The following is a 12,039-nucleotide window of genomic DNA, read 5'->3' on the forward strand; positions in this document are numbered from 1 at the left end:
ATCTGGACATCAGTAACAGCTGTGATATTTTACCTCCCCATCTGATATAGCCTCAATTAATAATATATATCTATATTTTCTGGCAAATTATTTACAAGATATATGGTTATGGAGAACCAATATGGCATTAAATATTAAGGGTGTTAATACTGGTGTTATTCGTCAGGGAAATGCATTCGTCGCATTGGCCTTAAAAATCAAAGAGCCAAAAAACAAGGAATCCCTCTTCTTTTTCCCTGCGCTGGTACTCAGAGACCTCTTCATCGCCCTGGAAAGCCGTCTCGCGGCGCTACATCAGCTGCAAGGCGATGATCGGCAGAAGTATGAGAAAGCGCGTGATAAAACCGCCAAAAAGATGCTGGAAAGCGTACCGGCGCTTCAGGAAGACGAACTTCGTCATGCCGATGTGAATTACCGCATCGATGGTCTGGAATTAACGCACAATGGCAAAGATGATTTAACGATCGCCTTGAAGTTACACAGTGGTGATAACGTCGAATTAACCATTAATGCATTGCAAATTGATCTTCTGGTTAAAGCAATTATTCATTCTATTAATAATGCCGGTATGAAAGAGCTGGCACTGCGTATTTCATCCCTGCTCGATTTTCTGCCACTCTATGATGCCGATTGTCAGGAAAAAGGCAGTCTGGAATATGATTTCTACGATCAGGCGCAATGGAAACACGATTTGTTCAGTCATTATCTGGCGGTACTTTATCGCTTTACCGATAAAGCGGGTAAAGAGTGCTTCAGCGGTAGCATTGTCAAAACGCGTACCCCGTCGGGCAGCAAAGAAGCGCAGGCCATTTCTCGCCGCTTACTCGATTTCAGCCCACGACTGAAAAAGCTGGCCGGCACGCCGTGTCAGGTGTATGTCAGAACGTTGAACGCGAATAACGGGCAGCAGCTGACGCAGGAACAGTGCTTACGCGCGCTGTATCATTTACGCGTTCAGTCGGTAAAAACGCCAGCCTGATGGCACAGGATGGCGGCGATATGTCGCCATCCGGCACTTAGCGCCCCTGAATAATTAGTTTGGGCACTTATAAACCTGACCGTTCATTTCGGTGTCGGTAGGCACAAAGCTTGAAAGCATGCCTTGAGTGGGGCTGCTGACACCGTAAATCACGTTGCCGCCCATCTCTGCCGCGTGGTTACGTAACGCATTCGCCGCACCGCGCATTGAGCCGCCCTCTTCACCCATCTGCCCAGAAAGCCAGTTTCCTTGCTTACCTGTTGCAGTACCTAACAGTTGGCATTCTGCGCCCGGCTTATCTTCAACGAAGCGAACATTCTGCCCACCCGCACTTAATTCGTTGCTGGAACTACAGCCAGCTAACAGCAGCGTGGCGCCAACGATCCCTGCTAAATATTTTACCTGCATGTTATTCCCCACAATCAATGAGCTGGACGCATGTCGTCCGTGTGTAAACCTTATACTAAAAAGATGACCAAAAGAAAAACCCCCGGTCATTTCTGACCAGGGGTTTCTTTGTTGCTATGGGGTATAGCGCACGATTACATCATGCCGCCCATACCACCCATGCCGCCCATACCGCCAGCAGCACCTAAATCAGGCGCGTCGCCTTTCGGCAGGTCGGTTACCATGCACTCGGTGGTGATCATCAGGCCCGCAACGGATGCCGCGTACTGCAGAGCAGAACGAGTTACTTTGGTTGGGTCCAGGATACCGAAGTCGATCATGTTACCGTATTCTTCAGTTGCGGCGTTGTAACCGTAGTTACCTTCACCCGCTTTAACCGCGTTAGCAACAACAGACGGTTCTTCACCGGCGTTGGTCACGATTTGACGCAGCGGAGCTTCCATTGCGCGCAGCGCAACTTTGATACCCACGTTCTGGTCTTCGTTCTGAGCAGTCAGGCCAGCCAGTTTCGCTGCAACGCGAACCAGCGCCACACCACCACCAGCCACCACGCCTTCTTCTACCGCCGCACGGGTCGCGTGCAGGGCATCGTCAACGCGTGCTTTCTTCTCTTTCATTTCAACTTCAGTAGCAGCGCCCACTTTGATCACTGCAACGCCACCTGCCAGTTTAGCAACGCGTTCCTGCAGTTTTTCACGATCGTAGTCAGAGGTTGCTTCTTCGATCTGTTTGCGGATCTGAGCAACACGGCCCTGGATCGCAGACTCTTCACCCACGCCATCGATGATGGTGGTGGTGTCTTTGTTGATAACAACGCGTTTCGCCTGACCCAGATCTTCCAGGGTCGTTTTTTCCAGCTCCATACCGATCTCTTCAGAGATAACGGTACCGCCAGTCAGGGTTGCGATGTCCTGCAGCATAGCTTTACGACGGTCGCCGAAGCCCGGTGCTTTCACCGCAGCCACTTTCACGATGCCGCGCATGGTGTTAACCACAAGCGTAGCCAGCGCTTCGCCTTCAACATCTTCAGCGATGATAACCAGCGGTTTGCCTGCTTTCGCAACTGCTTCCAGAACTGGCAGCATTTCGCGGATGTTGGAGATTTTTTTGTCAGCCAGCAGGATGAACGGGCTTTCCAGTTCAACAGCACCGGTGTCCGGTTTGTTGATGAAGTACGGAGACAGGTAGCCACGGTCAAACTGCATACCTTCAACGACGTCCAACTCATCTTCCAGACCGGTACCGTCTTCAACGGTGATCACGCCTTCTTTACCGACTTTATCCATCGCTTCAGCGATCAGTTTACCTACGGTTTCGTCGGAGTTAGCGGAGATGGTACCTACCTGAGCGATAGCTTTGGAGTCAGAGCACGGTACGGAGAGCGCTTTCAGCTCTTCAACAGCAGCCTGAACCGCTTTGTCGATACCACGTTTCAGATCCATCGGGTTCATACCCGCAGCAACAGCTTTCAGGCCTTCAGTGATGATGGACTGAGCCAGTACGGTCGCGGTGGTGGTACCGTCGCCTGCAGCGTCGTTCGCTTTAGAGGCAACTTCTTTCACCATCTGCGCGCCCATGTTTTCGAATTTGTCTTCCAGCTCGATTTCACGCGCGACGGAAACACCATCTTTAGTGATGGTCGGCGCACCGAAAGATTTGTCCAGAACCACGTTACGGCCTTTCGGGCCCAGGGTTACTTTAACTGCGTCTGCCAGTACGTTTACGCCGCGCAGCATTTTCACACGAGCGTCGTTACCGAATTTTACGTCTTTAGCTGCCATTATCTTTATTCCTTAAATTCGTATGTTCAGTGTCGTTCGCGGATTACGCTTCAACAATTGCCAGAATGTCGCTTTCGGACATGATCAACACTTCTTCATTGTCGATCTTCTCAGATCTCACACCGTAGCCATCGTTGAAAATAACGATGTCACCAACTTTAACGTCCAGCGGCTGCACAGTCCCGTTTTCCAGGATGCGACCCTTACCGACAGCGATGATTTCGCCACGAGTTGATTTTGCTGCTGCAGAACCGGTCAGAACGATGCCGCCAGCAGATTTCGTTTCAACTTCTTTACGTTTGACGATCACACGATCATGTAACGGACGAATACTCATTGATAGCTCTCCTTTGAGAAAGTCTTTATCAGTTATGGGTGACGCCGGGCCGCAATCGGTTTTCCGGCTAGTGACCAGAGAGATGGGGATGGGCCATCCCCCCTTCAAGGGGGAGGTCGAAAAAAATTTCAGAAAAAATTGCGATCGCAGCGAAACGGTGTACCCCAGCGAAAAACAGGGTAAATCGCTTGCGTTTCAGCCAATAAGGGTTGTGTTACTATTCATTTCTTTACCAATGCCGGGACGCGGTCATGAGTGGTCTGAAACAAGAGCTGGGGTTGGCTCAGGGTGTGGGTTTACTTTCAACTTCATTGCTGGGTACCGGTGTCTTTGCGGTACCTGCGTTGGCGGCGCTCGTTGCCGGGGGCGATAGCCTGTGGGCCTGGCCCGTTCTGATAATCCTTGTCTTTCCCGTCGCCATTGTTTTCGCCATTCTGGGCCGTCACTTTCCCAGCGCGGGCGGGGTGGCTCACTTTGTTGACATGGCGTTCGGCCCTCGCCTGGCACGCGTGACCGGCTGGCTATTTCTTTCGGTGATCCCCGTCGGTCTCCCGGCGGCATTACACATCGCCACCGGATTCGGCCAGGCGCTGTTTGGCTGGCACGACAGCCAGTTGTTGCTGGCGGAGATTGGCACGCTAGCAATTGTCTGGTGGCTGGGCTCGCGCGGGGCAAGCTCCAGCGCCAACCTGCAAACGCTGGTTGCAGTACTCATCGTGGCACTCATTGCCGCCATCTGGTGGTTTGGCGATATTCGCCTGAGCGAAATCCCCTTCCCCCCCGTAACGCAGATTGCACCCAACCATTTGTTTTCGGCGCTCTCGGTGATGTTCTGGTGCTTCGTCGGCCTGGAGGCATTCGCCCATCTGGCCTCTGAATTCAAAAATCCGGAGCGCGATTTCCCCCGCGCGCTGATGATTGGCCTGCTGCTCGCCGGTACTGTTTACTGGGCCTGTACGGTCGTGGTGTTACACTTCAATGCCTATAACAGCGAGCTGGCCGCTGCCGCCTCGCTACCCACCATCGTAGTGCAACTCTTTGGCGTTCAGGCATTGTGGGTTGCATGCGTTATCGGCTACCTCGCCTGCTTTGCCAGTCTCAACATTTATATTCAAAGCTTCGCGCGTCTGGTGTGGACGCAGGCGCAAAGTAAACCGCAGAGCCCCCTTTCCCGCCTGTCGAAAAAACAGCTCCCGGTAAATGCGCTGAATGCTGTATTAGGCTGCTGCGTGATCAGCACGCTGGCGATTTTCTGGCTCGATATCAACCTTGATGCGCTTATCGTCTACGCCAACGGTATCTTCATTGTTATCTATTTACTGTGCATGCTTGCCGGGTGCCGATTGCTGAAGGGGCGCTATAAGGCGCTGGCGGCGATAGGGACACTGCTTTGCGTCGTTTTGCTGGCAATGGTGGGATGGAAGGGCTTGTATGCGGTGGTGATGCTGGCGGTATTCTGGCTATTCCTGCCAAAAAGTAATGGCGCGTAAACCGCGCCATTCCACTCACATTTAGCGATCGTCTTTATGATCCAGACGGTCGCGTTCTTCATCTTTACGTTGATATTCACCATCAAACGTCTGCCCGCCATCGTTGCTGGCGCTGAACCCGCCGCCCGGCATGCGCGAAAAGTGCAGATGCGGTAACAGTTTCATGGTCAGATGTTTCTGCACCGGCGGCAGCAGAAGCAGCAGGCCGAGGAAGTCGGTGAAGAAACCCGGCAGCAAAAGCAGTAAACCCGCCAGAATCAGCGAAACGCTTTTCACCATCTCCGCCGCCGGACTTTCTCCCGCTTCCATTTTCTGCTGCATCAGCACGAAATTCTTGAAGCCCTGGTTACGCACCAGCGACATACCAATCACGGAAGTAAAGATGACTAAAACTAATGTGAGCAGGACGCCAAAGACATGGGCGACCTGAATAAAAATCGATATCTCTATGTAAACATAAAGAAAAATAGCAATAAGCGGTATCCAGCGCACTGGCTTCTCCTGTTAATCGTGAAGGCTTTCGCCTTCACGTATAAATTTTGCTGCTGTCACCCAGTGTAAATGGTGGCGGCCTGTCATTTTTCAATCAGACAGCCGAGAAATTTTTGTCAACAATGGTCAAGCGGTGACCCATTTCACAAATCAATAAATCTTATGAGAATCGCCTCGTAATAAGTGATCAAGATTACTGTAATTCGCTATCATCAGCATATGATCACGGGCACCGGGTCGATTAAGGACATAATCGTCGGCCAGAAAATACGCATAACCTCGTAAATTCTGCGTATTTGGTGAATTCATTGGCAGATTGCAAAAGAAGGTTCACATGCTAAACAACATTCGTATCGAAGAAGACCTGTTAGGTACAAGGGAAGTCCCTGCGGACGCGTACTATGGCGTTCACACTCTGAGAGCGATTGAAAACTTCTATATCAGCAACAGTAAAATCAGTGATATCCCAGAGTTTGTTCGCGGTATGGTGATGGTGAAGAAAGCCGCTGCGCTGGCAAACAAAGAACTCCAGACCATTCCAAAAGGCGTTGCTAACGCGATTATTGCGGCGTGTGATGAAGTCCTGAACAACGGCAAATGCATGGATCAATTCCCGATTGACGTCTACCAGGGCGGCGCGGGCACATCCGTTAACATGAACACCAACGAAGTGTTGGCGAACATTGGCCTTGAACTGATGGGACATCAGAAAGGCGAATATCAGTATCTGAATCCGAACGATCATGTTAACAAATGTCAGTCCACTAACGATGCTTACCCGACCGGTTTCCGCATCGCGGTGTACACCTCAATTGTAAAACTGGTGGATGCGATTCATCAGTTGGGCGAAGGCTTCCAGCGTAAAGCGGTTGAGTTCCAGGACATCCTGAAAATGGGTCGTACCCAGTTGCAGGATGCGGTGCCGATGACCCTCGGCCAGGAATTCCACGCGTTCAACGTGCTTCTTAATGAAGAAACCAAAAACCTGCTGCGCACCGCGGAATTACTGCTGGAAGTTAACCTCGGCGCAACGGCTATTGGTACGCGCCTGAACACCCCGGATGGCTATCAGCAGCTGGCAGTGCAGAAACTGGCGGAAGTCAGCAACCTGGCGGTGGTTCCGGCGGAAGACCTGATTGAAGCGACGTCTGACTGCGGCGCTTATGTGATGGTTCACAGCTCACTGAAGCGTCTGGCTGTGAAGATGTCCAAAATCTGTAACGACTTGCGCTTGCTCTCTTCTGGCCCGCGTGCTGGCCTGAATGAAATCAATCTGCCGGAACTGCAGGCTGGCTCGTCTATCATGCCAGCGAAAGTTAACCCGGTTGTGCCAGAAGTGGTTAATCAGGTGTGCTTCAAAGTCATTGGTAACGACACCACAGTAACCATGGCTTCCGAAGCGGGTCAGTTACAGCTGAACGTGATGGAACCAGTGATTGGTCAGGCAATGTTTGAGTCTATCCACATTCTGACCAACGCTTGCTACAACCTGCTGGAAAAATGCGTTGATGGTATCACCGCTAACAAAGCGGTTTGCGAAGGTTACGTCTACAACTCTATCGGGATTGTGACCTACCTGAACCCGTTCATCGGCCACCATAACGGCGACATCGTCGGTAAGATTTGCGCTGAAACCGGTAAGAGCGTACGTGAAGTCGTTCTGGAGCGCGGCTTGCTCACAGAAGCTGAGCTGGACGATATCTTCTCGGCACAGAACCTGATGCACCCGGCCTACAAAGCGAAACGCTATACAGATGAAAGCGAACAGTAACAGTAGCGGTTAAGATACAAAGGGCATGTCAGCAATGACATGCCCTTTTTGCTTTTTATGATTTACCAACCTACAACATTCTAATATCAACTTGTAAACACAAGGAAGGCTAATATGTTTGGTGCAGAGCTCGTTATTGTCCTGCTTGCGATTTATCTCGGAGCAAGGCTCGGCGGTATCGGCATTGGTTTTGCCGGTGGCTTCGGCGTTCTTATCCTCACCCTTTTATTTCAAATTAACCCAGGAGCAATTCCGTTCGATGTCATTGAAATCATCATGGCGGTTATCGCGGCTATCGCCGCCATGCAGGTTGCCGGGGGGATGGATTACCTCGTCAGTCTGGCGGAGCGTATGCTGCGCCGTCATCCGAAGTACATCACCTTTCTGGCTCCGCTGGTCACCTGGTTTATGACCATTCTGGCCGGGACCGGGCACACCGCGTTCTCCACGCTGCCGGTTATCACCGAGGTTGCGAAAGAGCAGGGTATTCGTCCGTCTCGTCCGCTCTCTATCGCCGTTGTCGCCTCACAGATTGCGATCACCGCATCACCGATTTCCGCGGCGGTGGTTTTCTTCGCCGGTATCCTGGAACCGATGGGCGTAAGCTATCTGACGCTGCTGGCTATCTGTATACCCGTCACGCTGATTGCCGTTATGCTCACCGCCTGCGTGTGTAACTTCCTGGGCTGCGAACTGAAAGACGATCCGGTTTATCAGGAGCGTCTGGCTAAAGGTGAAGTGAAACTGCGCGGAAGCCAGGTCTTCAAACTGAAACCGCACGCGAAACGCTCTGTGCTGCTGTTCCTGATCGGTATCGTCGCGGTAATGTTCTACGCTACCGCCATCAGCGACACGGTTGGCCTGATTCAGAACCCGGTACTGCCGCGTAACGAAGCGATTGTGGTCTTCATGCTGACTATCGCGACGCTGATTTGCTTTACCTGCAAAATTGATACGGGCGAGATCCTCAACGCCAGCACCTTTAAATCCGGTATGAGCGCCTGTGTCTGCGTACTGGGCGTGGCCTGGCTGGGTGATACTTTCGTGAAAGCGCATATCACTGATATTCAGGAAGTAGCGGGTGATCTGCTGCACAACTACCCATGGCTGCTGGCTGTCGTGCTGTTCTTTGCCGCTACCCTGCTCTACTCCCAGGCGGCAACCACCAAAGCCCTGATGCCTGCCGCGTTGATGCTGGGTGTTACCCCGCTGACAGCGATTGCCTCTTTTGCTGCGGTTTCTGCGCTGTTCGTTCTGCCAACCTACCCAACCCTGCTTGCGGCGGTTGAAATGGATGATACTGGTTCAACGCGTATCGGCAAATACGTCTTTAACCACGCCTTCCTGGTGCCTGGCGTTATTGCCATCGCCCTGTGCGTCATCTTAGGTTTCATCTTCGGCGGGATCATGCTGTAAGTAAAAAACCTTAAACCCGGGCCGCTATGCGGCCCGTTTCGCGCCTCCCCCACACCACACCGTGCTATAGTTGCCTCTTTCACCGATACGAGGTTGATGATGAGCACTACCGACGCTGTTGTTGTTCTCTGTACTGCCCCGGATGAAGCGACTGCCCAGGATCTCGCCGCCAAAGTGCTGGCGGAAAAACTGGCCGCCTGCGCGACAATCATTCCCGGCGCGACGTCGCTCTATTACTGGGAAGGAAAGCTGGAGCAGGAGTACGAAGTGCAGATGGTACTGAAAACTGACCTCACACATCAGCAGGCGCTGCTCGATTGCCTGAAGTCTCATCACCCGTATCAGACCCCGGAATTATTGGTTTTACCCGTTACTCACGGAGACAGCGATTATCTCTCATGGCTCAACGCATCCTTACGCTGATCCTGCTGCTGTGCAGCACATCCGCCTTTGCCGGTCTGTTCGACGCGCCCGGCCGCTCTAACTTTGTTCCGGCGGACCAGGCGTTCGCTTTCGATTTTCAGCAGAACCAACAGGATCTCAATCTTACCTGGCAGGTTAAAGAGGGATACTACCTTTACCGCCAGCAAATTAAGGTCGTCCCTAATCAGGCGCAAACATCGCCGCTGGTGCTGCCCGCCGGACAGTGGCATGAAGATGAATTCTACGGCAAAAGTGAGATTTATCGTCAGCAGCTAACCGTACCGGTGACGATTAACCAGGCGTCGCAGGGCGCGACCCTGACGGTAACGTATCAGGGCTGTGCTGACGCGGGATTCTGCTATCCGCCCGAAACCCGAACCGTTCCCCTGAGTGCGGTTGTGGCAACCACCGCGCCGATCGAAACCTCTGTGCCCGCCAGCGCGGATTTACCCTTCTCCGCGCTCTGGGCGCTGCTCATCGGCATAGGCATAGCCTTCACGCCCTGTGTGCTGCCGATGTATCCGCTTATTTCGGGGATCGTGCTGGGCGGTAAACAGCGGCTCTCCACGGCGCGTGCGCTGCTGCTGGCGTTTATCTACGTCCAGGGGATGGCGCTCACCTATACCGCGCTCGGATTGGTTGTCGCCGCCGCCGGCATGCAGTTCCAGGCTGCGCTGCAGCATCCGTACGTGCTCATTGGACTCTCTGCGGTGTTTATCCTGCTGGCGCTATCGATGTTTGGCGCGTTCTCGCTGCAACTACCGTCGTCCCTACAAACGCGATTAACGTTGATGAGCAATCGCCAGCAGGGCGGGTCTCTGGGCGGCGTTTTCGCAATGGGCGCGATTGCCGGGCTGATCTGCTCTCCATGTACTACCGCACCGCTGAGTGCCATCCTGCTCTACATTGCGCAAAGTGGTAATTTGCTGTTAGGTGGCGGCATACTTTATCTGTACGCACTGGGGATGGGTCTGCCACTGATTCTGGTTACTGTCTTTGGCAATCGCCTGTTGCCGAAAAGCGGACCGTGGATGGCGCATGTCAAAACGGCGTTTGGCTTTGTGATCCTCGCATTGCCGGTTTTCCTGCTGGAACGGGTTATTGGCGAGACGTGGGGCCTGCGGTTATGGTCACTGCTCGGCGTCGCATTCTTTGGCTGGGCGTTTATCACCAGCCTTGGTGCGCAAAAGCCGTGGATGCGGCTTGGGCAGATTGTCCTGCTCGCTGCCGCATTAATCAGCGTGCGTCCGTTACAGGACTGGGCCTTCGGCAACACGCAAGCCACGCAGGATCGCCCTCATCTGAACTTTACTCAGATAAGCAGCGTCGATGAACTCACCCAGGCGCTGGCGAGAGCCAAAGGTCAGCCAGTCATGCTAGATCTTTACGCCGAGTGGTGCGTAGCCTGCAAAGAGTTTGAGAAGTACACTTTTAGCGATTCACAGGTTCAACAGGCGTTAAGCAATACCGTACTGTTGCAGGCGGATGTGACGGCTAACAACGCGCAGAATGCCGCGCTACTGAAGCATTTAAACGTACTGGGCCTGCCTACTATTCTCTTTTTCAATAAAGAGGGGCAGGAACAGCCGACACAACGGGTAACCGGATTTATGGATGCTGCGGCATTCAACGCGCATTTGCGCGATCGCCAACCGTAGACAACACTTTAGACGGGAAAAACCGTTGGGAACGAAGGAGAACACCGTGCAACGTGAAGATGTCCTGGGAGAAGCCCTCCACTTACTTGAGATCAGAGGGATAGCCAGCACTACGCTTGAGATGGTTGCCGAACGTGTCGATCGTCCACTGGATGAACTAAGGCGTTATTGGCCGGATAGTGAAGCTCTGCTATATGACGCGCTACGTTATCTTAGCCAGCAAGTGGATATCTGGCGTCGTCAGCTGATGCTCGATGATGAATTGACTGCTGAGCAAAAGCTGCTGGCACGCTATAACGCGCTGACGGACTGCGTTAGCAATCAGCGTTATCCTGGCTGCCTTTTTATCGCCGCCTGTACCTTTTATCCAGACCCGGACCATCCAATCCATCAACTGGCGGATCAACAGAAACAAGCGGCCTACACGTTTAGCCACGACCTGCTCACTCAACTGGAAGTCGATGACCCGGCAATGGTGGCAAAACAGATGGAACTGGTACTGGAAGGCTGCCTGAGCCGAATGCTGGTAAATCGTAGCCAGGTGGATGTCGATACGGCGCATCGTCTGGCTGAAGACATTCTACGCTTTGCGCAGTGTCGTCAGGGCGGTGCATTGACCTGAGTGTACTCTTTTCGGGCGTTTTGCACGAAAAGCATGCAGTTAACGCGTTTTTGTCACTTATTTTGCTGAAACCCGTTGACGCCAACGGCCCTTTACGGTTTAATGCGCCCCGTTGCCCGGATAGCTCAGTCGGTAGAGCAGGGGATTGAAAATCCCCGTGTCCTTGGTTCGATTCCGAGTCCGGGCACCACTATTTAAAGAACCCAGCCTATGGCTGGGTTTTTGCTTTTCTGGGGTTGGTATTCCATTCTGCCTTTTTCACTTCTTTTTCGTTTTTAAATCATCGCTGTAATCCACGAGAAGCGTTTTTATCTTTAGATGTCGTATCAGGGCAGGTATCGTTCAGAGAGTGCCAGAGAGGCGTTGTGCGCGCGGTATTGCCCGGTGGCGCGGAGTTTACCGGGCCTGCAGAGCCGTATCCTTCGGCGGGGAATTGTTCTTTTGCAGACCGGATAAGGCGCCGCCGCATCCGGCACTTTTTTCTTCGCACCAGCGCAAAAAGGCCATCCCTGCGGATGGCCTTCTGCTTTATTTGATGCCTGGCAGTTCCCTACTCTCGCATGGGGAGACCCCACACTACCATCGGCGCTACGGCGTTTCACTTCTGAGTTCGGCATGGGGTCAGGTGGGACCACCGCGCTACTGCCGCCAGGCAAATTCTG

General features: G+C 52.8%; 11 protein-coding genes, 1 tRNA gene and 1 rRNA gene. 8 read left to right on the forward strand and 5 right to left on the reverse strand.

Annotated elements, in window-relative coordinates; genetic code table 11:
- The first annotated feature begins 121 nt into the window (after positions 1–121).
- Positions 122–979: a YjeJ family protein gene (yjeJ, locus tag ACOXYR_RS19585; protein ID WP_421356634.1), complete on the forward strand. Its 858-nt coding sequence runs from the start codon at positions 122–124 to the stop codon at positions 977–979.
- A gap of 54 nt (positions 980–1,033) precedes the next feature.
- On the opposite strand, the gene ACOXYR_RS19590 is transcribed toward yjeJ, so the two are convergent.
- The 3 genes from ACOXYR_RS19590 to ACOXYR_RS19600 all read right to left on the reverse strand — a co-directional run bounded on the left by ACOXYR_RS19590 (position 1,034) and on the right by ACOXYR_RS19600 (position 3,505).
- Positions 1,034–1,387, reverse strand: coding sequence for a DUF4156 domain-containing protein (locus ACOXYR_RS19590; protein WP_108476103.1), 354 nt, complete (start codon positions 1,385–1,387; stop codon positions 1,034–1,036).
- Between the two features lie 134 nt (positions 1,388–1,521).
- Positions 1,522–3,168: a chaperonin GroEL gene (gene groL, locus ACOXYR_RS19595; protein WP_015966238.1), complete on the reverse strand. Its 1,647-nt coding sequence runs from the start codon at positions 3,166–3,168 to the stop codon at positions 1,522–1,524.
- A gap of 43 nt (positions 3,169–3,211) precedes the next feature.
- Complete coding sequence (locus ACOXYR_RS19600; RefSeq protein WP_421356633.1) at positions 3,212–3,505, reverse strand: co-chaperone GroES; 294 nt, start codon at positions 3,503–3,505, stop codon at positions 3,212–3,214.
- 251 nt (positions 3,506–3,756) lie between these two features.
- On the opposite strand from ACOXYR_RS19600, the gene yjeH reads away from it, so the two are divergent.
- Entirely contained in the window at positions 3,757–4,995 is a 1,239-nt protein-coding gene (gene yjeH / locus ACOXYR_RS19605; RefSeq protein ID WP_189623806.1) for an L-methionine/branched-chain amino acid transporter, read from the forward strand.
- A gap of 21 nt (positions 4,996–5,016) precedes the next feature.
- Here the strand turns inward: yjeH and ACOXYR_RS19610 are convergent, their stop codons facing one another.
- Positions 5,017–5,487, reverse strand: a complete 471-nt coding sequence (locus ACOXYR_RS19610) for an FxsA family protein (RefSeq protein ID WP_108476101.1) — start codon at positions 5,485–5,487, stop codon at positions 5,017–5,019.
- Between the two features lie 334 nt (positions 5,488–5,821).
- Between ACOXYR_RS19610 and aspA the strand changes: the two genes are divergently transcribed.
- The 6 genes from aspA (at position 5,822) to ACOXYR_RS19640 (ending at position 11,567) form a co-directional block, all read left to right on the forward strand.
- Entirely contained in the window at positions 5,822–7,258 is a 1,437-nt protein-coding gene (gene aspA, locus ACOXYR_RS19615) for an aspartate ammonia-lyase (protein WP_015966241.1), read from the forward strand.
- Between the two features lie 114 nt (positions 7,259–7,372).
- Entirely contained in the window at positions 7,373–8,674 is a 1,302-nt protein-coding gene (locus tag ACOXYR_RS19620; protein WP_113858080.1) for an anaerobic C4-dicarboxylate transporter, read from the forward strand.
- Positions 8,675–8,773: 99 nt separating this feature from the next.
- Entirely contained in the window at positions 8,774–9,097 is a 324-nt protein-coding gene (cutA, locus tag ACOXYR_RS19625) for a divalent cation tolerance protein CutA (RefSeq protein ID WP_108476099.1), read from the forward strand.
- Positions 9,073–10,755 carry a protein-disulfide reductase DsbD gene (locus ACOXYR_RS19630; protein WP_421356632.1) on the forward strand — a complete coding sequence of 561 codons (1,683 nt, stop codon included), beginning with the start codon at positions 9,073–9,075 and terminating at the stop codon, positions 10,753–10,755. Before cutA ends, ACOXYR_RS19630 begins: the two co-directional genes overlap by 25 nt.
- A 46-nt stretch (positions 10,756–10,801) precedes the next feature.
- Positions 10,802–11,377 (forward strand): transcriptional regulator, encoded by a 576-nt coding sequence (locus ACOXYR_RS19635; RefSeq protein ID WP_113858078.1) that lies wholly within the window; start codon positions 10,802–10,804, stop codon positions 11,375–11,377.
- Positions 11,378–11,491: 114 nt separating this feature from the next.
- Positions 11,492–11,567: transfer RNA gene (locus ACOXYR_RS19640), tRNA-Phe, on the forward strand.
- A 347-nt stretch (positions 11,568–11,914) separates the two neighbouring features.
- On the opposite strand, the gene rrf is transcribed toward ACOXYR_RS19640, so the two are convergent.
- Positions 11,915–12,030 (reverse strand): 5S ribosomal RNA (gene rrf, locus ACOXYR_RS19645).
- Positions 12,031–12,039: the final 9 nt, after the last annotated feature.

It is taken from the genome of Pseudocitrobacter faecalis (assembly GCF_965231525.1).
GTDB classification, from domain to species: Bacteria; Pseudomonadota; Gammaproteobacteria; order Enterobacterales; family Enterobacteriaceae; genus Pseudocitrobacter; species Pseudocitrobacter faecalis.

Excerpts from the sequence above, each read along its gene's own strand:
- ACOXYR_RS19600 (WP_421356633.1), bottom strand. The coding sequence starts at position 3,505 with ATGAGTATTCGTCCGTTACATGATCGTGTGATCGTCAAACGTAAAGAA.
- yjeH (WP_189623806.1), top strand. The coding sequence starts at position 3,757 with ATGAGTGGTCTGAAACAAGAGCTGGGGTTGGCTCAGGGTGTGGGTTTA.
- yjeJ (WP_421356634.1), top strand. The coding sequence starts at position 122 with ATGGCATTAAATATTAAGGGTGTTAATACTGGTGTTATTCGTCAGGGA.
- ACOXYR_RS19630 (WP_421356632.1), top strand. The coding sequence starts at position 9,073 with ATGGCTCAACGCATCCTTACGCTGATCCTGCTGCTGTGCAGCACATCC.
- ACOXYR_RS19590 (WP_108476103.1), bottom strand. The coding sequence starts at position 1,387 with ATGCAGGTAAAATATTTAGCAGGGATCGTTGGCGCCACGCTGCTGTTA.
- ACOXYR_RS19620 (WP_113858080.1), top strand. The coding sequence starts at position 7,373 with ATGTTTGGTGCAGAGCTCGTTATTGTCCTGCTTGCGATTTATCTCGGA.
- aspA (WP_015966241.1), top strand. The coding sequence starts at position 5,822 with ATGCTAAACAACATTCGTATCGAAGAAGACCTGTTAGGTACAAGGGAA.
- groL (WP_015966238.1), bottom strand. The coding sequence starts at position 3,168 with ATGGCAGCTAAAGACGTAAAATTCGGTAACGACGCTCGTGTGAAAATG.
- cutA (WP_108476099.1), top strand. The coding sequence starts at position 8,774 with ATGAGCACTACCGACGCTGTTGTTGTTCTCTGTACTGCCCCGGATGAA.